The sequence below is a fragment of the Ruminococcus sp. genome (assembly GCF_024691275.1).
Lineage (GTDB): Bacteria > Bacillota > Clostridia > Oscillospirales > Ruminococcaceae > Ruminococcus.
Genome location: NZ_JAILNU010000100.1, coordinates 25,166 through 47,505, shown reverse-complemented (window position 1 = coordinate 47,505; position 22,340 = coordinate 25,166). Strand labels below are relative to the sequence as shown.

21 protein-coding genes and 1 pseudogene are annotated in these 22,340 nt (G+C 46.5%); 13 read left to right on the top strand and 9 right to left on the bottom strand.

What is annotated here, in order from left to right; genetic code table 11:
* Positions 1–24 precede the first annotated feature (24 nt).
* The 8 genes and pseudogenes from K6G33_RS12205 to K6G33_RS12170 all read right to left on the bottom strand — a co-directional run bounded on the left by K6G33_RS12205 (position 25) and on the right by K6G33_RS12170 (position 8,127).
* Entirely contained in the window at positions 25–456 is a 432-nt protein-coding gene (locus tag K6G33_RS12205; RefSeq protein ID WP_173450554.1) for a division/cell wall cluster transcriptional repressor MraZ, read from the bottom strand.
* 425 nt (positions 457–881) lie between these two features.
* Complete coding sequence (locus tag K6G33_RS12200) at positions 882–1,499, bottom strand: SpoIID/LytB domain-containing protein (RefSeq protein ID WP_296779999.1); 618 nt, start codon at positions 1,497–1,499, stop codon at positions 882–884.
* An 18-nt stretch (positions 1,500–1,517) separates the two neighbouring features.
* Positions 1,518–1,622 (bottom strand): annotated as a pseudogene (locus K6G33_RS12195) (stage II sporulation protein D); the annotation flags it as partial.
* A 617-nt stretch (positions 1,623–2,239) separates the two neighbouring features.
* The gene (locus K6G33_RS12190; RefSeq protein ID WP_296779871.1) at positions 2,240–3,166 is read right to left on the bottom strand and encodes a class B sortase; all 927 of its coding nucleotides are present in this window, start codon (positions 3,164–3,166) and stop codon (positions 2,240–2,242) included.
* A 20-nt stretch (positions 3,167–3,186) separates the two neighbouring features.
* A complete protein-coding gene (gene srtB, locus K6G33_RS12185; RefSeq protein ID WP_296779868.1) occupies positions 3,187–4,947 on the bottom strand; it encodes a class B sortase in 1,761 nt (586 codons plus the stop codon).
* Positions 4,947–5,483, bottom strand: coding sequence for a CinA family protein (locus K6G33_RS12180; RefSeq protein WP_296779866.1), 537 nt, complete (start codon positions 5,481–5,483; stop codon positions 4,947–4,949). Before K6G33_RS12180 ends, srtB begins: the two co-directional genes overlap by 1 nt.
* Positions 5,484–5,552: 69 nt before the next feature.
* Positions 5,553–6,731 (bottom strand): tRNA uracil 4-sulfurtransferase ThiI, encoded by a 1,179-nt coding sequence (gene thiI / locus K6G33_RS12175; protein ID WP_296779863.1) that lies wholly within the window; start codon positions 6,729–6,731, stop codon positions 5,553–5,555.
* 265 nt (positions 6,732–6,996) lie between these two features.
* Positions 6,997–8,127, bottom strand: coding sequence for a cysteine desulfurase family protein (locus K6G33_RS12170; RefSeq protein ID WP_296779861.1), 1,131 nt, complete (start codon positions 8,125–8,127; stop codon positions 6,997–6,999).
* Positions 8,128–8,380: 253 nt separating this feature from the next.
* Here K6G33_RS12170 and K6G33_RS12165 point away from each other — a divergent pair, with 253 nt between their 5' ends.
* Positions 8,381–9,580 (top strand): RICIN domain-containing protein, encoded by a 1,200-nt coding sequence (locus K6G33_RS12165; RefSeq protein ID WP_296779858.1) that lies wholly within the window; start codon positions 8,381–8,383, stop codon positions 9,578–9,580.
* A 138-nt stretch (positions 9,581–9,718) separates the two neighbouring features.
* On the top strand, positions 9,719–10,255 hold the full coding sequence (locus K6G33_RS12160; protein WP_296779855.1) for an NUDIX domain-containing protein: 537 nt from the start codon (positions 9,719–9,721) through the stop codon (positions 10,253–10,255).
* Positions 10,256–10,300: 45 nt separating this feature from the next.
* Here K6G33_RS12160 and spoVG read toward each other — a convergent pair whose 3' ends face one another.
* Positions 10,301–10,606 carry a septation regulator SpoVG gene (gene spoVG / locus K6G33_RS12155; RefSeq protein ID WP_173449733.1) on the bottom strand — a complete coding sequence of 102 codons (306 nt, stop codon included), beginning with the start codon at positions 10,604–10,606 and terminating at the stop codon, positions 10,301–10,303.
* A gap of 288 nt (positions 10,607–10,894) precedes the next feature.
* Here spoVG and murC point away from each other — a divergent pair, with 288 nt between their 5' ends.
* The 11 genes from murC to K6G33_RS12100 all read left to right on the top strand — a co-directional run bounded on the left by murC (position 10,895) and on the right by K6G33_RS12100 (position 22,257).
* Positions 10,895–12,313: a UDP-N-acetylmuramate--L-alanine ligase gene (gene murC, locus K6G33_RS12150; protein ID WP_296779851.1), complete on the top strand. Its 1,419-nt coding sequence runs from the start codon at positions 10,895–10,897 to the stop codon at positions 12,311–12,313.
* Position 12,314: 1 nt separating this feature from the next.
* Positions 12,315–12,896, top strand: a complete 582-nt coding sequence (gene lexA / locus K6G33_RS12145) for a transcriptional repressor LexA (protein WP_296779848.1) — start codon at positions 12,315–12,317, stop codon at positions 12,894–12,896.
* 303 nt (positions 12,897–13,199) lie between these two features.
* Entirely contained in the window at positions 13,200–13,562 is a 363-nt protein-coding gene (locus tag K6G33_RS12140) for a cell division protein ZapA (protein ID WP_173449737.1), read from the top strand.
* A complete protein-coding gene (locus K6G33_RS12135; protein WP_296779844.1) occupies positions 13,562–15,592 on the top strand; it encodes a U32 family peptidase in 2,031 nt (676 codons plus the stop codon). The genes K6G33_RS12140 and K6G33_RS12135 overlap by 1 nt, the downstream gene beginning before the upstream one ends.
* A gap of 2 nt (positions 15,593–15,594) precedes the next feature.
* A complete protein-coding gene (gene dut / locus K6G33_RS12130) occupies positions 15,595–16,032 on the top strand; it encodes a dUTP diphosphatase (RefSeq protein ID WP_296779842.1) in 438 nt (145 codons plus the stop codon).
* Between the two features lie 32 nt (positions 16,033–16,064).
* On the top strand, positions 16,065–16,334 hold the full coding sequence (locus K6G33_RS12125; RefSeq protein WP_173449741.1) for a DUF4321 domain-containing protein: 270 nt from the start codon (positions 16,065–16,067) through the stop codon (positions 16,332–16,334).
* A 178-nt stretch (positions 16,335–16,512) separates the two neighbouring features.
* Positions 16,513–17,529, top strand: coding sequence for a rod shape-determining protein (locus K6G33_RS12120; RefSeq protein WP_173449742.1), 1,017 nt, complete (start codon positions 16,513–16,515; stop codon positions 17,527–17,529).
* 11 nt (positions 17,530–17,540) lie between these two features.
* Positions 17,541–18,410, top strand: a complete 870-nt coding sequence (gene mreC, locus K6G33_RS12115) for a rod shape-determining protein MreC (RefSeq protein ID WP_296779838.1) — start codon at positions 17,541–17,543, stop codon at positions 18,408–18,410.
* Positions 18,400–18,978 (top strand): rod shape-determining protein MreD, encoded by a 579-nt coding sequence (mreD, locus tag K6G33_RS12110; RefSeq protein ID WP_296779836.1) that lies wholly within the window; start codon positions 18,400–18,402, stop codon positions 18,976–18,978. The genes mreC and mreD overlap by 11 nt, the downstream gene beginning before the upstream one ends.
* An 87-nt stretch (positions 18,979–19,065) precedes the next feature.
* Entirely contained in the window at positions 19,066–21,315 is a 2,250-nt protein-coding gene (locus tag K6G33_RS12105; RefSeq protein WP_296779833.1) for a penicillin-binding protein 2, read from the top strand.
* A 150-nt stretch (positions 21,316–21,465) separates the two neighbouring features.
* Positions 21,466–22,257, top strand: coding sequence for a M23 family metallopeptidase (locus K6G33_RS12100; protein WP_296779832.1), 792 nt, complete (start codon positions 21,466–21,468; stop codon positions 22,255–22,257).
* Positions 22,258–22,340: the final 83 nt, after the last annotated feature.

Below are 22,340 nucleotides of genomic sequence, written 5' to 3'. Positions count from 1 at the left end.
GGATCAAAGACAGAAGCGTCCGTATCAGAGGACGAGACCTGCAAGAACATTGTTGATCTCCTCCTGAGAGATATTACTGTTGAATTCTTCCCATTTTGACTTATTCCATATTTCAGCTCTGCGGTTTGCACCAATAACAACGACCTCGTCGGTTATACCTGCGTGGTCTCTGAGCTGCTGGGTGATGAAGATACGACCCTGTTTATCAGGTGTCTGCTTATCTGCACCTGCAAGGAGCTTACGTCTGATGTCGCTGCCCTGCTTACCGGGTATGGAATTAAGAGTATCACAGTACTCCTGAAATGCTTCCGGCGAATATACGGCGATATAGGAATCATCGTGACCCTGACAGAGAAAAAACTCAGGTCCGAGGATCTCACGAAGCTTAGTCGGGAAGCTCATTCGGCCTTTCTGATCTATACTTGGGTAGTAGGTACCGCATAACAGATCTGCCATAGAACTTCGCCTCACTTTCGTACAACCTCTTAGGATCCGATCACCCTAATTTGGAAAATTTCACATCCAATCACCTTTTTTCACCCTAAACATATTTTATCATTAATCGGGGAGAAAAGCAAGATGTAATTTCTCACAACTATAGCCCTATAAATCGACTGTTTTTTGTCGATTTTGTTTAAAGATTAATCAGTTGTGAGCACAAAGTGAAACAAACGTTTTTGTAATTGTTAAATATTTTTCTGAGTTTTCACCTTTTTTCACCTTTTTGGAGTTTTTTAAGGATTTTTTCACCTCTCGGCATCACCTTTCATCACCCAAAAAGGAGAAATAAGTCTTCGGATACTATCATACAATGAAAAATCGTAATGCATCCAAAGACTTATTCCTTTTGTTCTTTATCTTTTTGCGGTAATCAGCCGCTGTCAATCATGTGTATATGTAAGATTGAATTTTGATGATTTAAGTCCCATCATCATTGAGAACGGATAGCCCTTTGCGGTAGTCTGTCCGTCGATGGAGACCTCTGTGACATAGCCTGTTTCTTCTGAATATACAGGCTGTATCCAGTTGTCGGGATCATCGGAAAGGGTGATATGATAAGCTGCTTCCAGCTTTTTCTTCACAGTTGCCGCGTCCATATATGTAACTGTTCCCCAGTGAGGGTCAAATGCAGCATCGTAATCGCTCGGTACACTTCTGAGGTACGGATAATCCGCATAGAAGACCTCGTAGCAATTAGCTGAGCATCCGCCGCTCGAAGCAGAGAACACAGTCAAAGCATAATTATCCTCGAAGTAGAGTGCCTCGCCAAGGACCTCCTCGCAGGCATCAATAACGATCTGCGGTGGATTAGCCTTGCCTCTGAGGTCTCTGGAATCGTCGCCGTTATACTTTATATAAGTATATACAGCAACAGCCTGAGCCTTAATAGCTTCGTATGAGAAGCTTCCGCCCACTTCGCGGTTTACGATCTCAGATACGACCTTGAGGGTATCGCCCGCAGGCTGGTGAGCAATAGTAAGCTCCTCCTCATCGGTCATACCGGTATTCATAAGGTATGTTCCGGGATAATAGTGGAACAGGATATCCTGATAAGTCCAGCCCGCATAAGCAGCGTAGAAATTGGCACCATTCTGGCTCATGCCGACACCGTGTCCCCAACCGTAAGTCACGAACGCGAACTGTCCCGGCTGAGCATTCACCTCAGGTCCCGGCTGTGAATCAGGAATATCACCCACAAAAGCGCCTGAAGTTTTCAGCTCAACAGCAGTCGGCTCTTTACTTCTGCTCTTTGCAGCATTTTTTGAAAGAGTAGGTGTACCCTTTTTGAGGGCATTTTTCTTCTTTGCGATATTTTCCTCAAGGGCTTTGCGCTCCTCCTCGGAAAGGCCTGCATATGGATCAGCTGTTTCGCCGACTTTAGCCATTTCAGGCGTAGCAAGTTCATAACTGATAAGCGTAAGGCTTGAATCGTACTCACTTACATCAGCTTTTACCCAATCCTCAGGTATATTCTGCTCTTTTTCTGCTTTATCAGCAGTACCTGCCGAAGCCGCTTCCGTTTCCGCAGCTGTAGTATTTTCTTCTGCTGAAGCAGTCACGGCAGTAGTTTCCTCCGTCGTGGAGCTGTCCGCAGTAGCCATACTTGTTGCACTTGAGAGTACGAGTACTCCCGAAGCCGCAGCTGCTGCTCGTTTAAGCATTTTCTGCATTTTCATAACAATCTCCTTTTAAAAACATAAGGTCAGCTCACCGCTGCACATTGGCAGCAAAAACGTCTTCAGGCTTCTTCTTTATCTTTATGAGCCTGATTATAAGCTTCTGTGTGCTGGATCGTTTTTAAGTCTCCTGCGACCTCGCCCTCTCTGAGCTTTCTTGCCACGACTATGAAGCGGGAATTATCCTCGTCCGCATAGCAGGTAGAGAGCGTCATGAGCTTGTCGCCGTACTTCACATCGACCCCTGTATCTATCATCTGGCTGCGCTTGCAGCAGTCGATGTAGAAATTGAAATCTTCCTCTGTATTTAAATCTTCCATCTGCCAGTAGTGGAAATCCGTAGCATTGTAACTTCCTGGCGTAATGAGGTATGTGAAGATAACATAATCATAGTCCCCGTAGTTAGAGCTAAACTTTATAAAGGGACTTGAGTAATAGAACTCAGGATTTATACGGTATTTTCTTAGATCCCCCATCATAGATCCGTCCCACATAGCATGACCGTAAAGCACCAGATTATCTGAGAGCTGCGTATCATCGCTGCCGATAAAATTGCAGTAATCGGCAAATATAGCGCCCTCCATACGGTAACTTCTGTCGATATCGTGGTTAAGGTAATAATCATCGGGAACATAATAATCAGGACCGTAGTACGGGTCGTTCTCCTGAACCTCACCCGGGTCGAGAACGACAGGATAATCCATCATGGTATTGTCGAGCTGCACCCAGCCGACAATATCTTTACTTATACGCAGCAGTGACTTGGCTCTTGCCGTCATTCCTGCGGCTGACGGAGAATATCCATATTTATCAGCCCAGTCATCAGGGAGCTCAACAGCAGCTTCGGTAGCAGCTGTGACTGTTTCCTTAGTGTTGTCCGGTACTAAAATATACTCCTTATTCTTATTGAAAAGGAGCACATACGAACCGAGTCCCAAAGCGACCGCACAAGCGGCGCAGGCTGTAATGATCTTTGCTTTTTTGCTCATCGCTTGTCTTTTGCCTCCAATTATCCGTAAGGAGTGAACTCCTGATTAGGATCATACATTTCATTAGGGTGTTCTTCGTAATAAATAGTAGGCCACTTGATATTGGTATTCGCAACGCTGTCCTGCGTACCAGCAAGCAGATCCTCACCCTCTCTGAGTTGTCTTGCCATTATGATAAGACGACCTCTTTCATCATCAGGAAGGCTTGTATTGCAAGTAAAAAGTGTGATGAGCGGATCGCCGTACTTAACGTCAACATTATTTAGTCTGATAGATCTGCGCTTAGCCTCGTTCACATAATCATAGAACTCTCTTTCATTGGCAAAGTCCAGAGTATTCCAGCAGTCAAACTTTGTATCGGTCTCGTCCTCGGCATCAAGAATGAAAAATGCAAATATTTTATATGTGTATCTTTCATAGTTGGAATTGAGATAGATTATAGGGTGTTCACCATAATATTTTTCTCTCCATGCGTAATATTTAAGGCTACCGAACATCTGCTCGTCCAGCATATTATGTCCGTAGATAACCAGATTATCCGAATTCGGAACTTTAAGATATCCGTCCTCGCCAACTTCGTCGAAGTGATTGCGGTAATCGAGGAATATCTCACCTGCTATATTATCGGTGAGGTCATACTTTTTGTTCAGATATTTGGTATTGTCCTCAGCCTGCAAAACAGGATTATTTATAGGTGTATCAGGGATATTGATAACTCCGACGATATCATGGTTGAGATCGTAGAGTTTACGGGCGCCGTCGAGCATACCCGAATACTTTTTTCTCTTATCGCCCTCGTCCTTGACTTCCTCGACGTGGGGCGGAGTATTATCGTATATCTCGTAGATACCGATGATCTCCTCTGTCTTTCGCTTGCTTGCCCAGCGGTCATAGTAGTAGCTTCCTACCAGGTAACTGCAGACGACGATAGCGATGATAGAACAGAGAAACACCACTTTTCTTATGCACTCGCCCACGCTGTCGCCCTTCTGAGGGAACAAGCCGAGAAAGCGCTCCTTAAGTGATTTTTTCTTCTTCTTTTTCTTTTTTTTATGCGGTTTAACAGTGCCGCCCTGAACCTCAGCCTCTGCATTATTCAGCGGAAGCTCGGCTCTTTCAGCCTCCAGAGCATCACGAACCGTAGAATTCTCCTCCGTCCTTACACTTAACGGTGTCCTATCCTCGGGTATGTGCTTCACAGGAGTGAATACGACTGTATCCTCAGCCTTTTCAGCAGACAACTCCTCGGTTTGCGGAGCTTCATAGATCTGCTTGTCGGGGATAACTGTTTCGATCTCAGCGACCTCAGGGAATTCTTCGCCTGTCTGTTCCTCAGATGTCTCGGTAAGGTCGAGTATCTCCCCCTCGGGATTGCCCGAAACCTCGGAGAAGTCCTCGGTGATCTCATCAGCGATCTCGCTTAGCTCATCTTGTGCGCGAGCCTCGATCTCATTGATGATATCCGAGATATCAGGAACAGCATTGGCAGTTTCCTTCGCGTCAGCCGCTGCTTTCTCAGCAACTAACCTTGCCGCTTCAGCCTTTTCAAAGGCTATCGCCTGATCCAGTTCAACAAGGATATCCTCGGCAGTGGAATTTTTCTTTTCCTTTGCCTTTCTGATCCTGTCAGCGATAGTCTCAGAGCGTTCACTGTCTGTTGTCTTATTATCATAGGTCGTAGGTGCGACTTCTGCCTCACTGTGTATCGACCGTCTGATCGCTTTTATTTTCTCAGCTCTGCGCTGAGCTTCTGAGCTTGTATCCGTCAATTTATCGCTCATCAGTTACTATTCGCCTCCATCAGCGTTTTTTCAATGATGCCGAACGCAAAAGCAGCCGCACATCTTCTGATATGCTCTCTGCTCATATTATCCAGCTTCCACAGCTCGGGCAGTCTGACAAACTGCCTTCCGCAGATATCGAAGCCGATATAGACTGTTCCCACAGGCTTTTCAGCAGTTCCGCCCGATGGACCTGCTATACCCGTAACAGAAACACACACGTCCGCACCAGAGCATTTTTTCAGTCCTCTGACCATGCTCATAGCAGTCTGTTCGCTCACAACACCGAACTCTTGTATGACCTCGGCGGGAACTCCCAGAAACTCAGTCTTGATCCTTTCGGAATAAGTACATATCCCGAGTTCAAAGACCGCAGATGCACCCGATACTGATGTTATAAGCTCCGAAAGCAGTCCGCCCGTGCAGCTTTCAGCTGTAGCAATGGTCAGACCCTTCCGTTCTAATAATTTTACAACATTTGCGACTGTTTTGTCAAGTTTTTCGGTCTGACATTCGGAAAATTTACTGCTTACCACCAAATACTCACCTTTGCTTTAGTAGATTTTTCACAAAAATGATGTGTTTATTTTGTAAAAAACTTAAAATCATTCTCCATAATTGAAGACTTTCATCTCCGTATTTTCCACAGCCTTCTGTATAAGCGGTTCAAAATCGAAGCTGTTCTGTGCCTTTTCAATGTCAGCCAGCTGAGGTCTAACCTTTGGGTGACGGGGAGTGAAAACTGTACAGCAGTCCTCATAAGGAAGGACAGATGTATCGAACGTGTCGATCTTGCGGGCTATCTCGATTATCTCGGTCTTGTCCATGCCTACACAGGGGCGAAAAACAGGTATGCGGCACACAGCGTCGGTACACACCATAGCTGCCATAGTCTGACTTGCGACCTGACCTACGCTCTCGCCTGTGATAAGAGCAAGGCAGTTATCCTTGGCAGCGATGCGCTGAGCAATCTCCATCATAAGTCTTCTCATTATAATAGTAAAGAACTCCTCGGGACAGTGGTCCTTGATAGCCTCCTGAAGTTCCGTGAAAGGTACGCAGTAGAAAGCGATACCGCCGCAGTAGTCTGTGAGCTTCTGGCAGAGCTGCTCCACCTTGAGCTGTGCGCGGTCTGAAGTGTACGGAGGGCTAACATAATGTATAGCGGCGATATGGATACCGCGCTTTGCCATCATATAGCCTGCAACAGGACTGTCGATACCGCCTGAAAGGAGCAGCATAGCCTTACCGCTGCTTCCTACGGGGAGTCCGCCTGCACCCTTGATATTCTCTGCGTGAACGAAAGCGTTCTCGTCGCGTATCTCAACAGTTACCGTAACTTCAGGATTCTTAACGTCAACAGTGAGGTGCGGGAACTTATCCAGCAGCTTGCCGCCCAGCTCCATGCATATCTCAGGCGACTTCATCGGGAAAGCCTTGTCGGAGCGCTTTGCGTTGACCTTGAATGTCTTTGCACAGCTCAGTACCTCGTCGAGATACTCGTAACTCTTATTGCAGATGTCCTCGAAGTCCTTTTCGCATACGCAGGCGCGGCAATAGGTAGCGATACCGAATATCTTTCCTACAACGTCCGCAGCTTCACTGAGGTCGATGTCCTCATCAAGGGGCTTGATGTATGTTGTAGACTGAGCGCTGGTCAGCTGAAAGCGGCCGAGGGGCTTCAGTCTGCGCTTTATGTTCTTTATGAGCATATCCTCAAAGGTCTTTTTATTGAGACCTTTCAGTGCCATTTCTCCGTATTTTACAAGTATCAGTTCTTTCATATTCTTCTCCTATACTATTATATATATAACATTATTTTCTTACTTACTTTTGGCAAATTCTCGGAAGCCAAAACACATATTCCAGTAAAAAGCCTGTCCGATAATCCATGTTACGATATAAAAAATTCGACACATAGATAATTTAGGCGACTTTCCTTCTTTTTCGGCTTTTTTACCCTCGCATTCGCCGACACACAGTAACAAGCTATCCATAATAGCGTACCAATTACTGAAAAAGCTATAAGACCAATCCACTCCATAAAAGTCAGCCTCTTACCTTTTCCATGCCCTCGCGGAGAGCCTCGCAGAACAAATCAAGCTCCGCCTCTGTAGTTTCCGCAGTCATGCTGATACGCAGGGCGCTGTCCGCACGCTTGTCACGTATGCCGAACTGTCCGAGAACTCCGCTCTGCTGTCCCTTTGAACAAGCTGAGCCGCTGGATACGTATATCTCCTTGCTTTCAAGGAAGTGGAGCATTATCTCCGAGCGCTTGCCCACAGCCGAGATATTCACCACATAGGGTGAGCCGTCCTCGGGAGAATTCACAGTAACATTCTCCATATCGCCAAGCTTTCCAAGCAGATATGCTTTAAGTCCGCTGACTTTGTCATAGCGATCCGATATAGTGGGAGCAAGCTTCCTGACAGCCGCACCGAAGGCTGCTATCATGGGAACGCTCTCAGTACCCGAGCGTATGCCCTTTTCCTGCTTGCCGCCCGTGATAACGGGAAGAACTCTCACGCCCTTTTTGATGTAAAGAGCTCCTGTACCTTTGCCGCCGTGGATCTTGTGACCGCTCATTGAGATGAGATCAGCACACAGCGCACTCGCTTTCACAGGCAGCTTCATGTACGCCTGCACACAGTCGGTATGTGTGATGATATCGGGAAATCTGCGCTTTACCGCCGAAAATGTCTCCTTGACGGGAAGTATATAGCCTGTCTCGTTGTTGACGTACATCATACTTATAAGGCAGGTGTCCTCGTCGCAGGCATTTACGAAATCCGCCGCATAATAGCGCCCGTCCTCACGGGGAGAAACTCTTGCCACCTCAAAGCCCTTGCCTTCAAGATCAGCAGCAGTCTCCTCCACAGATGCGTGTTCAACGGCAGATATAACGATCTTTTTGCGCTTTCTGCCGTAAGCAGCGGAGACACCGCGAAGTGCAAGGTTATTGCTCTCAGTAGCTCCCGAAGTGAAATATATGCAGCCGCTGTCGGCACCGATGCTGTCGGCTATCGCCTTTCTTGCGCCGTCCATAAGGAGCTGCGCATTGAGTCCGGCACGGTGGAGCGACGACGGATTTCCGTATTTTTCGGTCATTGCTTCCACAGCCGCCGCAACAGCTTCCGCGCAAGGCTTTGTGGTAGCAGCATTATCAAGATAAACTTCCATTTTTACGCCCTTCATTCCTTTGATTGTAACATTCTTTTTATTATAACATAAATTAGAGGATAAAGCAACTGCGCAGTGACCTTTTCGCTTACTTTTCACATTACGGGCAAAAATCGAAAATATATTCGCATTTGTGTTGACAATTTCATCGGAATCATATATAATAAAATATGTTCTTTTGTAGTTATAACAGAATGTATTTACTATCATCTCAGCATTTTACAATTTAATCTTTTGAAGGGATCGAATACTTATGAACAAAAATATTATCAAAAAGATCTTCTCAGGCATTACAGCATTATCAGCTTGTATCACAGGCATATCTTTCACCGCGTTCAGCAGCCTTTCAGCTAAGGCGGAAAGCGGCAGATACATTGCTGACGGCGTATACTATATCCGCAACCTTAACAGCAACAAGTATATGGACATAAACTGGGCAAGAACAGACAACGGCACCGAAGTTATCCAATTCGGATATAACGGCGGTCTGAATCAGCAGTTCAAGGTAACACGTGAATCTGACGGTTATTATTCAATCAAGCCTATGCACTGCCCTTCATCAGCCATTGACCTTTCATCATCTGACAAAGCAAATGAAAACGGAACCGATGCACAGATATATTCTTATTCAAGCGGCTATACTGAACAGAAATTCACTATCACAAACGCTGTTGGCGGAGGATTTCAGATAGGAACTGCTGCAAGCGGCGGCAGGAAGGTGCTTGAAGTCACCAATTCATCGCTGAACAGCGGCGAGATAATCCAGATATGGGATTACAGCAATACAAGAATGAACGACAACTGGGCATTTGAAAGAGTTTCTCCGAAAAAAATGTCCTATTTCACGATCACAACTCTCAGTTCAGGCGATCTGAGCGACGCAAATGCTATCGTGAATTCATTCAGCAGTATAGGCTATGATGCTCACCAGTATACATATCCTTCCACTTCAACTGTAAAAAACAACTCAAACGATTCAAGCGTTATAGTTTTACACGGACACGGAAATACAGGTTTTGTACGTGTTCATGACAAAAACGGCAATACCTTATACGACCTCTATTCTGAAAAAGCTCCGAACGGCGCTCAGAATTTAGGCAGCGTGATCCCAAGCTCAACATGGAAACACACCTCTCTTGTATATTTTGCTACCTGCAACAGTGCAGCAAAAAACAATACAAGAAAGAGCATGATACAATCCGCATATGACCTCGGTGCGACCTGCGCTATCGGATTCAGCGGCAGTGTAGCAGGCGGTGAGGACTTCCTGAGATACATGATGGACGCTGTCAGAAGAAACCCTGATATTACGATCAGGCAGGCTATCAACAGCGCTGTAGATGAATTTGTACGTACAAGAGGACAGAGCACTCTGACCAACGCTTCTTCACCTGCTAACAGCAGCAATCGTGTTGTAGTGGGAAATCAGGATATAACACTCAAAACCAGATAATTCCTTTCAGCCATAAACCAGAGGCATAAAAATCAAGATATTACAGACACAACAAAACCTCCTATGGTAACACGCAAAGCATAGGAGGTTTTATTATAAAGACGAAATCCGTCCAAAATATATAATGGAGGCTTTGATATGCACTTACAGGAAAAAACAATATCCAGCGACTTAAAGTATGAAGGTCCTATCTTCACCATAACCCACGATACTGCCGAGCTCGAAAACGGCAAGACCGCAGTCCGCGACGTTCTGCATCATCACGGCGGTGTATGCGTTATTCCCGTTACCGAAAACAACGAGATATTCCTCGTAAAGCAGTTCCGCTATCCTTTTCAGACAGTAACAAGGGAAGTTCCCGCAGGAAAGCTCGAAAAGGGGGAAGATCACGCTGAATGCGGCAGACGAGAGCTCCTTGAAGAAACAGGCTATACCTGCTCGGAGTATATCTATCTCGGAGAAATGCTGCCAACTCCCGCATATAACACCGAAATAACCTATATGTACCTTGCAAAAGGGCTCACATTCAGCAGACAGAACCTCGATCCCGATGAGTTTCTCGATGTTGAGCGGGTATCACTTGCCGATGCAGTAAAGCAGGTAATGGACGGCACTATACGCGACGGAAAAACACAGCTTACCATACTCAAAGCTGCACGTATCCTCGGAATATGAATAAAGACCCGCCGTATCAGGCAGGTCTTTATGTAAGATACATTGTCAAATCGCTTCAGCTTCTTCAGAGTTATTTGCTGCCTCTGTTTCAAGGATAGCCATTTGTCTCTCATAAGCATCAAGGATAGTCTCCTCAAAAAGCTTTCTTGCAGAAGGAGATATCGGGTGAACTATGTCGCGGAAAACACCGTTCTCGTCTTTTCTGCTGGGCATTGCCACGAAAAGTCTCTCATCGCCCTGAACTACCTTGATATCATGTACTGCGAGCATATCGTCAACAGTTACGGAAACGACTGCTCTGAGTCTGCCTTCAGACATGATCTTTCTGATTTTAACATCTGTAATTTCCATAGTTTTTCCTCCTTAAATGTCTATAGGAAACCGGTCGGAATGCTGAAAAAAGATTTCTGTTTTTATTATTATTCTTTCTCAGCCTATAAACCTATAAACTATTATAACTCATAATTTGTAAAAATGCAAGCTATTTTTTTGTGGAGTGCGTAATTCTTTTAACTCAATCATTGGTTTTATGCTTGGCATTTTTTAATTCTGCCTAAGTACAGGCATTTGTAAAACATTGTTCATTCTCGGGAAGCTATCCCGATCTCATAAATATCTCATTCAGAAAAGGTGATAATTTTGGATATCAATATTTTAAACGGAAAAAAGCACATTCATTTTATCGGAATCGGCGGTTCGGGTATGTACCCCCTCGCCCAGATACTTCACTCTCAGGGCTACTACCTTACAGGCTCGGACAACAACGAGACCGAGACTCTTGACGCTGTAAGGACAATGGGCATACCTGTATTCATCGGTCAGAGAGCCGAGAATATCGAGGGAGCAGACCTTATCGTGCATACTGCTGCCATCATGGCTGATAATCCCGAGCTTATGGCAGCAAGAGCAAGCGGTGTCCCCGTTCTTGAACGCGCAGACCTCCTCGGCATCGTTACCAGCTGGTACGACAACGCTATCTGCGTTTCGGGAACTCACGGCAAGACCTCCACAACTTCCATGATAACACAGATACTCTTCACCGCAGGTGTTGACCTCTCCGCGTATATCGGCGGAAAGCTCCCCTGCATCGGCGGCAGCGGTGTTGCAGGAAAAAGCGATATCATGGTATGCGAATCCTGCGAATTTGAAGACCACTTCCTCAAATTCTTCCCTGATATATCCGTTATCCTCAATATCGACGCAGATCACCTTGACTACTTCGGAACACTCGAAAATATCATCAAGTCCTTCCATAAATTCAACGAAAACACTTCAAAGTGCATTATCGTCAACGGCTCAGATGCAAACTCAATGAAGTCCCTTGAAGGCATAAGCGGCAAGGAGATAATCACATTCGGTAAGGACAGTTCCTGTGATTACTATCCCGAGAACGTAAAACACGAGAACGGTCTCCTCACCACTTATGATGCCATGTATAAGGGAGAAAAGCTTGGCACAGTAACACTCCATGTTGCAGGAATACACAATGTACTCAACTCTCTCGCAGCAGTTGCGACTGCCCGTTATGTCGGAGTTGATTTCAAGTTCATACAGCAGGGTCTTGAAGACTTCCGCGGAGCTAAACGCCGTTTCGAGAAGCTGGGCTTCGAGAAGGGCATCACCGTCGTTGACGACTACGCTCACCACCCCACAGAGCTGGAAGCTACTCTCAACGCCGCAATGGAGATGAACTTCAACCACGTATGGGCAGTATTCCAGCCATTCACCTTCTCACGCACAAAGCTCCTGCTCGATGACTTCGCAAGAGTGCTTCAGATCCCCGATCACGCAGTTCTTACCGATATCATGGGAAGCCGCGAAAAGAATACCTACGGCATCTTCACACGTCACCTTGCTGAAAAGATACCGAACTGTATCTGGTTCCCGCAGGACGAATCCGCAGAGTGGACAGACGAGCGCAAATATGCCAATTTTGAGCAGATATGCAACTATGTATGCGAACACGCTCAGGAGGGCGATCTCGTGATAACACTCGGCTGCGGCGACGCTTATAAGATAGCTAAAATGATACTGAAAAAACTTGCGGAGGAAAAGTAATATGCTGAAAGACAAGGAGATCGAAGTTTTCAACTATATCAAATCCCGTCTCAGCGACGGAATGTCACCGTCGGTACGTGAGATAATGGACGCAATGGGCTTTAAATCGACATCTACGGCTCACAGATATATCGAGACTCTTGTCCGCGAAGGACTTATCGAAAAGACAGGAAATCTAAACCGAACACTCCGCCTGCCAAACAGCGGAACGACCTCTGTCCCCGTAATGGGAACTGTCACAGCAGGTCAGCCTATCACAGCAGTTGAGGACATCACAGGCTATGTCGGCTTTGAAGCTCCGGGTGTTGATCCTCAGGAGCTCTTTGCACTGAAGATACGCGGCGAGAGCATGATAAACGCAGGTATCCTCGACGGTGATATCGTCATCGTCAAACGATGCAGCTACGCAGAAAACGGCGATATCGTCGTAGCCTTCATCGACCGTGAGGAGGCTACTGTCAAGACATTCTACAAGGAGCGCGGACACTACCGCCTCCAGCCACAGAACGATACTATGGAGCCGATAATCGTTGACGAAGTAGAGGTTCTCGGCAAGGTCATCGGCTTGAAGCGCTACTATTAAGCAGCGTGACGCTGCACCCTTGCCGCGTTGTCGCTCGTAAACTCGCTTACAGCACAATATGAACGGAATTTCAAAGGAACTATGTTCCTTTTGCAGAGTGCCCCACAGTGTGTGGAGATGTCGAAAAACGACAGAGTGTGCATGCCCCGATCAGGATCGCCATATAAATTAAGGGCTTTCACTGCTGATAACTAACAACTAACTACTAAAAATAAATATTTTTTAAAAAACACTTCCCTTTTTGCGAAAAATAGTGTATAATGTAGAGTGGTTAAAAATTCGCCAAAGAAAGGACGATACAAAATGCTTAATGAAGTTAAGGTAATCATCTGCGGAAAGGAATACAAGATAAAGACCGCAGAAGCCCCTAATTATGTATTTGCTCTCGCAAGAGCTCTCGAAACAAAGATAAATGAGATCACCGCAGCAAGCGGTTCTTCACCGTATGCTGCTTCAATAATGGTATCACTGGCACTTCTTGACGACCTCAACAAGGCTAACCAGCGCCTCGACAATATCCGCGACCAGACAAAGGAATACGTGGACGAGGCAGGCAGGACACGTATCGAACGCGATGCCGCTCAGAAGGAGATCGAAGTCCTCAAGTCAAAGATAGTGCAGCTTGAGAATATGGTCAAGCTCAAGCAGCTCAGTGACAGCATCTGATGAAAAGAACTGAGATACTTGCCCCTGCCGGCAGCATGGAAACTCTCCGTGCCGCACTGAGAGCAGGTGCAGACGCAGTATATATCGGCGGCAAACGTTTTTCCGCACGAAGCAGCGCAGCCAATTTCGACCTTGAAGAGATCAAAGCAGCTGCACAGCTTTGCCATAAATACGGTGCAAAGCTTGACTTAGCGGTAAATACGATAATATCCGACGAAGAAACTGACGAATTCTGTGAATACATAAAAAATGCCGCCAAATGCGGCATTGACGCTTTTATAGTTCAGGACTGGGGCTGCATAGAGCTTATTCGCCGCTGTGTGCCCGATGCTGTTATACACGGCTCGACACAGATGTCGGTGCATACCGTAAGCGGTGCAAAACTGCTGAAGGAACTGGGCTGCACAAGAGTAGTTCCTGCCCGCGAACTGGACAGGGACACTATTTCACGTATCTGCAATGTGGGTATAGAAACCGAGATATTCGTACACGGTGCGCTGTGTATGTCTGTTTCGGGACAGTGCTATATGTCGGCAATGATAGGTTCACGCTCTGCAAACAGAGGCTGCTGCGGACAAGCCTGCCGCCTCCCTTTTTCAGCCGTGGGCAATAAGAGCAAAGCAGCTCTTTCGCTGAAAGACCTGTCACTGCTTCCAAAAGCACAGGAACTTGCGGATATAGGCGTTGACTCATTCAAGATAGAGGGCAGAATGAAGCGTCCCGAATATGTTGCTTCTGCTGTCCATGAGCTGAAAAAAGCTGTTGAGGGAAATGCTCCAGATATGAAGCTCCTCCGCGGTGTCTTTTCGCGCAGTGGTTTCACAGACGGCTATTTTACCGGAGAAAGGCACGATATGTTCGGAGTTCGTGAAAAGGACGACGTTATTTCCGCACATGAGCTTATCCCGCAGATACACGAGCTTTATCGCTTTGAGCGCAAGGCTTTTACTGCTGATTTCCATGCAGTCATAAAAAGCGGACAGCCTGTGGAGATATCCGCTGTATGCGGTGATATTTCTGCTTCTGCTAAGGGAGATATCCCCGAAAAGGCTCTTAACCGTCCCACAGACGAGGAAACGCTGACAAAGCAGCTTTCAAAGCTCGGCGATACTGTATTCAGCTTCGGAAAGCTGACTGCCGACATAGACGAGGGACTGATAGTCACGGCAGGCAAGCTGAACGAACTGCGCCGTGATGTCATAGAGAAGCTTACCGCACTCATTATTGCAGAATTTACACCGAAATATACTATTTCCGACTATTCCCCTGCTCTTTCAAATGCTGAAAAACAGCCGCTTTCGGACAAGCTTCCGCTGAGAACATTCTGCCGCACCCGTGAACAGATAACGGCTGCCGCTGACCTTTCCGAGTACATAATTGCTCCGATAAAGCTGCTCAATGAGGAAATACTCGGCGGCGTGGATACTAACAAGATAATAGTATCTCCGCCTCGTTTCATTACAGATGAAACCGCTCTTACCGAGGAACTCCGAGAGCTTATGAAGGCAGGAGTAAAAAGGCTATATTGCCATACTCCCGACAGCATAGCTCTGGGACGAGCTCTTGGAATGAAGCTTCACGGCAGCTTTACGCTGAATGTGTACAACTCATACAGTGCAGAATATCTCCACAGTCTTGGACTTAAAGACTGCATCTTTTCAATAGAGGCAACTCTGCCGCAGATAGCGCAGGTACGCACATCTCTCCCCATAGGAGCTGTTGTTTACGGCAGACTTCCCCTCATGCTCACAAGGAATTGTCCTATAAAGAACGAAGTCGGCTGCGGAAAATGCACGAAAAAGCTCACCGACCGCACAGGACGTGATCTTCCTGTAGTATGCTCAAAGGACTACACCGAGATCATGAACGCCGACAAGCTGTGTATGCTTGACAGAATTGACGAAATGCATAATATCGTCTTCGGAGCTGTCTATCTCCACGACGAGGACGCTGCCGAAACTCAGGCTGTACTGAGCGGACGCAAGCCGCAGGGAAACATCACCCGCGGACTTTACTACAGAGGTATCTGAATATGAAACTGACTTTCAAAAAACTCGATCCACGAGCAACTATTCCCTCCCGTGCAACCGCGGGAAGTGCGGGTCTCGACCTTTGCGCCTGCCTTGACGAGCCTGTGACTTTAGCTGTAGGAGAGATAAAAATGATCCCCATCGGAATCACGGCACAGCCTGATTCCGACGATATAGCGCTGCTCATCTATCCGCGCTCGGGACTGTCATCAAAATTCGGAGTCTCTCTCGCTAACTGCGTCGGAGTAGTGGACAGCGATTACAGAGGCGCATGGTTCGTTCCGCTCATAAACCACGGAAAAGAACCCTTTACCGTTGAACACGGTATGCGCATCGCTCAGATGATACCTACACGTATATTGATGCCCGAGATTGAGGTAAGCGACGAACTTTCCGATACCGACCGCGGCACAGGCGGCTTCGGTTCATCAGGCATTTGAATATATAATATACTAAGTTAGGAGATACTATTATGAAAAAGACATTATACTTCCTGCTTCTTTTGATATGTGCTCTTGTCATAGGCGGATTGCTTGCAAATGAAGCTACAGGTGCTTTTGCATGGCTCGGCTGGTCAGGCGGATTCAACTTCAACCCCGGTACTTTCGTGGATACCGATGTAATATCACTTACATTCGGACTCTCAATGAATATAAGCATAGCTCAGGTTATCGGAATAATAATCGCCATCTGCGCTTACATCAAAACCGCACCCAAGGTCGTTCCTGACGCAAAGAAATGACCGCTGTTTGTCCTTTTCGACAGTTTTTTATCACTTCACCACATTAATGTTTCCGTATTACACTAAAATTCAGAGACAGAGAAATTTCTCGCAGAAAATTCTTGTACATATTTCGTGTTGGTGATATAATATAATTTGAGTATATCAAGAATTATTGCATAATTTAAGGAGCTGCAAAATGTTTACAAAAGATATTGGCATTGACCTCGGTACTGCTAATACCCTCGTATATATGAGGGGAAAAGGTATTATAATAAGAGAGCCTTCAGTAGTTGCCGTAAATACAAGAACGGATAAATGCCGCTATGTCGGTAAGGAGGCAAAGGATGTCATCGGTCGTACCCCGGGTTCTATCGTTGCCGTAAGACCTCTTAAAGACGGCGTTATCGCCGACTTCGATATAGCTACCACAATGCTTCAGGAATTTATCAGAAAAGCATTGAAGGGTACTTTCTTCACCAAGGCTAATGTTATCATATGCATACCCTCAGGCGTTACCGCCGTTGAACGCCGCGCTGTACGCGAATCCTGCAAAAAAGCAGGCGCTAACAACGTTCTCATAATCGAAGAGCCTATGGCTGCCGCTATCGGTGCAGGTCTACCGACCAATGAGCCCGCAGGCAGCATGATCGTCGATATCGGCGGAGGCACAAGCGAAGTCGCTGTTATCTCTATGGGCGGCATCGTTGCTTCCCGTTCGGTAAGATGTGCGGGCGACGAGTTCGATGCGGCTATAATCAACTATATCAAGAAAAAGTACAATCTTCTTATCGGCGAACGTACTGCCGAGAATATCAAGCTGGATATCGGCTCTGCCTTCCCGAGCGAAAAGGAAGAAGCTCAGGAAATAAAGGGCAGAAATCTGCTTAACGGTCTCCCTGAGAATATAACCGTTACTTCTGCCGAGATACGCGATGCTCTCGTTGAGCCTCTTTCAAGAGTTATCGACGCTATAAAGTCTACCCTTGAAGAAACTCCTCCCGAGCTTTCTGCCGATATCATAGATCACGGCATAACCCTCGCAGGAGGCGGCGCTCTTCTCCGCGGTCTGGACAAGCTAATAAACCGTGAAACAGGTATGCCTGTATATATCGCAGAATACCCCCTTGACTGCGTTGCCGAGGGCACAGGAAAAATACTTGAAAATATCAGCGATTATCAGGACGCTCTCACCGAAAACGTCAAGTACTATTAAGGAGGAGCTCCATGCGTGATTTCTTAAAAAGCACCAGATTTAAAATTCTGCTTGCTTTTCTCGCCTTTCTTATCGGCATAATGATCTATTCTGTTACGAAAGGCGGATATTCCGTTTCGGGAGCTTCATTCTTGAATTCCATTACCAAGCCATTCCGTGCCGCTTCCAACAGGATAAGCATGAAAATGGAGAATACTGTGGATAAACTCTCGAATGCTGACCAATACTATGAAGAAAACGAACGTCTGAAAAAGCAGATAGGCGAACTCAATGCTCAGCTGACAGAATACGATGCTATCAAGGCAGAGGTGGAAGAGCTGAGAAAGTTCGTTACCATCAAGGAAGTTCATGAAGACTATCTCCTCTCTCAGCCTTGTAAAGTACTGGGATATGTCACAAACGATCCGTTCAAGTCCTTCACTATCGACAAAGGCTCGGCTGACGGTATCCTCGTAAACTGCCCTGTTGTTACCGCTGAGGGTCTCGTGGGTATCACTGTTGAGGTATCAAAGCACGTATCCACCGTCAGAACTATACTCTCCCCCGATCTCTCCGTAGCTGCTGTGGCTTCGTCCTCGGGTGCGGATCAGGGTATCATCGAGGGTAATGTCCTATCGTCCGAAAACGGAAGAACAAAGCTCATTCACGTCCCAAAGAAGAACAAGCTCAAGCGCGGCGATCTTATGATAACCGCAGGCACAAGCGGTCTTTTCCCAAAGGACTACCCTATAGGTACTATCCTCGAAATAGGTCTCGATTCCAACGGACTGTCGGTATGTGCTGAAATACAGCCATGTGTCGATGTAAGCCGTCTTACCTCTGTCATCGTTATAACCGATTTCAGCGGCAAGAAGGAGGAGGATAAGAAAAATGAGGATTAGAACTACCCGTGAGCAGCATATCCTCCATATCAAGACTGCCTTGCGCTGGATAGTATACTATCTGCTCATATTCCTGAGCTTCATCATCATGACATCGGGTACGCTCTATAAACCGATACTTTTTGTCCCTCTGGCTATTGGCATATCTATCAGGAACAATCTTTACGGCTCGGCAGTAACAGGTGCTTTCTGCGGTCTGCTAACAGATATATGCTGCGGCAGACTTTTTGGCTTCAATGCAGTGATCCTGACTTTCTTCTGCATTGCCGCTTCCCTGCTGTTCGAGCTCTACCTGAAAGACCGCTTCATAAATTTTCTTATCATCACAGCTGCGGTATCCTACATACAGTGCTGGCTGGACTATAAGTTCTACTACCAGATATGGGAATACGAAAATGTGGGACGTATATTCACAAGAGTGTCCCTGAAAGTCTGGATATATACTGTTATATCCTCAGTCTTCGTATATCTCCTGCTGAAGCTGGTCAACCGCCTGCTCATGCCTAAGGAACACCTTACGATCGAAGAAGCTATAAACACTAATATCCAATCGGAAAACAGAAGATAATATCAGCGGCCGCACATTTCCGTGCGGTCATCATTATACAGCCGTATGTCTTTTCAGAAGTGCGGCATTAACCAAGGAGGAAAGGTATTGAAAGGATTCGCAGAAAACCTTAAATCAATAATTATAATCCTGCTCGTCGTATCTCTGGCTATGCTCAGTTCTTTCAGACTTATGAAGATACAGGTAGTCGGCGATAAGGATATCAGTACACCTCAGCTATATGAACCCGGTACTCTCACGTATACCAAGGGCATAAAGGCTACACGAGGCGAGATAGTAGACTACGACGGCAATACCATAGTTACAAATGACGCGCGCACTGATATAGTGCTCCAGATGGCTTTCTTCCCTACCGATCTCCAGGAGGGAAACAAGGTGCTTCTGGGCATCTACCGCGCACTGGAAAAACACGGTCATAAATTCAAGGAGACTATCCCTATATCGTTCACCAAGCCTTACGTCTTTACTTCAGAAGATACAGAGGAGCTCATATCCGACCTTAACCTCAACGTCTATGCTACCGCTGAAAACTGCATAGACAAGCTCATATCAGACTACAAGATAGCTGATACCTATTCCGATGAGGAAAAACGTATCATCGCAGGTATGCGCTATCAGATGATCGACAAGGACTTTTCCTACAGCAATGACCTTCTTCTTGCTGAGGGCGTTGATGAGGAAACTGTCATCGACCTGAAGGAGCTGGGAAATTTCTACCGCGGCATTGAAGCTGTGGACGCTTCCGAAAGAAAGATAGTCCGCGGCGATATACTCCCCCACGAGATAGGTACTGTGGGTCCTATATATAAAGAGGAGTACGACGAACTCAAGACCAAGGGCTACAGCTACAATGATATCCTCGGAAAGAGCGGTATTGAATATGCTATGGAAAAAGAACTCAGAGGCACTAACGGCGAGGAACAGATCGCTGTAAAGGACGGGATCGTCCGCGATGTTAAGACCATAACGGACGCTACCTCAGGCGAAACGGTCAAGCTCACCGTAAACGGCGCTTATCAACTGAGATTACAGGGCATACTTGACAACTTCCTGAACAATGTCTTCCCCGGCATCAACCCGAACCCCCGTATACTCAAAGGTAAATGCGGTGCTATATGCGTTCTGGACGCTAAAACAGGCGCTGTAAAGGGCATGGCAACTGCTCCGACCTATAACCTGAAGGATTACTCCGAACACTACGACTACTTCCTCAATGTTGAGAACTCTCCTCTTGTAAACCGCTGTACCTACGGTCTGTACCGTCCCGGTTCAACTTTCAAGACTATCACAGCTACGGCAGGTCTCAATGAAAAAGTCGTAACAGGCGGCACTCCTCTTGTATGTAATCAGATATACAACTACTATGGTACTCAATACAAATGTACGGGCTATCACAACAATATCACCATGAGAAGAGCTATCGAGGTATCATGTAACTGCTACTTCTATGAGCTTTCAAGTATGCTCGGCATCGACAATATCACAAAGTACGCTAAGCTCTACGGTCTCGGTGCCTGCACAGGCATCGAAACAGGTGATGCTCAGGGATATCTCTGTAACCCTGAGACTTTCGCAGAGCACGGTCAGGAATGGTATATCGGTTACGTTATCCAGGCAGGTATCGGTAACCAGGACTGCGGTATGACTCCGCTGCAAATGGCTGTTGTTGCAAATACTATTGCCAACAGAGGTGTAAGATACCAGCCTTATATCGTTGACAGCTACTACTCCTACGGCACAGATAAGCTAATAAAGAAGACTGATCCCATAATCGCAAACCAGATAGAGCTTACTTCGCCTGATGTCTATGATTATATCATCGGCGGTATGATGGACGCTGCTAAAAATACTCCCGTGACTTATTCACTCAGTAACCTCGGCTATGATGTTGCCATAAAGACAGGTACTCCTCAGACAGGTGCCGATCTCAACGAGCAGAACTCATTCTTCATAGGATTTGCCCCTGCAAATAACCCTGAGGTCGCATTTGCAGGCGTTATCGAAAGTGGTGAATACGCTAAGTACATGATCCGCGATCTTCTCATTGCTTATCAGGAGTGCTATGGTCTCAACGGCGTTAAGCCGATCAAACAGAAGCTTCCCGATGAAGTACGTCCTGAGCTGACAACTACTTCTTCGACAACAACTACCACAACGACCACCACTACAACTACTACAGAGGTAATCACAGAGCCTGTTACTGTTCCTGTCGAGACACCCGCACAGCCATGGGAACAGCCGCTTGCAGAGCAGCCTGCTTCTTTCCCGTCAGATGCTGTACCATACGACCCCAACACATATTCTCCCGACGTATCACAAGACCCAAATTACAACTGATGACGAACAGGTAATATTACTTTAAAACAATAACATTCAGGGACGATAAGATATCGTCCCGTTTTCTTTTGTATGTGATCGCGGTAAGTAATGACACTGAAAATGTATATTTTCCGCAGAATTGTCAATAATATGGTCGGAGGTGTTAGTGTGAAGAAAAACGAACTGACCGACAAAAACTACGGAAAATGCTCTAAAGGCTTTTATGCCGCACTTGGCATCAGCGCTGTAATGATCGGCGCTGCCTGCCTGTTCGCTCACGATCAGGGCGATAAGCTCACGGATATCCGTCATTCCACCATAACCGACAATACGGCTGTGGACAAGCACGTTACCAACATACCGAAAGCTACAACTCCTGCCTACAGGATAACGACAGCCGTTACTGCTGCACTGTTCAGGACAGAGAGAACGCAGGCCACTCTGCCTGCTGCTGAAATAACCGTCGATGCGCCGCCTGTGGAAGCCGATGATACGGCTGCTGAAGATGTTCAGGAACCTGTACCTGTAGCAGCTGATGCAAATATGCAGGAAGCTGCCGCTCCCCTCGCTGATATAAGCAATATTATCCAGCCTTTCAGCGGGGGCGAGCTCGTAAAAAACGAGACTACAGGCTCATGGCAGACCCATAACGGTACAGATTTCTCTGCTGAGATCGGCGCAGATGTGTATGCTGTTGCAAACGGAGAGGTATCAGCTGTGAAAAACGATCCCCTCTGGGGCGTTACCTTAACCATCGACCACAAAAACGGCTATACCACTAAATATTGTGGACTTGGCTCCGACCTTGCTGTCCAGCAGGGAGATACAGTCGAGAGCGGCAGCACTATCGGTGCAGTGGGCGGAACTGCCGATATAGAAAGCGCGATCGCATCTCACCTGCACATCGAGATGACGCATAACGGCGAATATATCGACCCTATGACTGTACTGAAAAGCTAAAAAAGGCGGAAGAATACCGCCGTAGCTTGTCGAAAAAGTTGGATTTAACTAATAATGGGATTCCAAAGGGACTACGTTCCTTT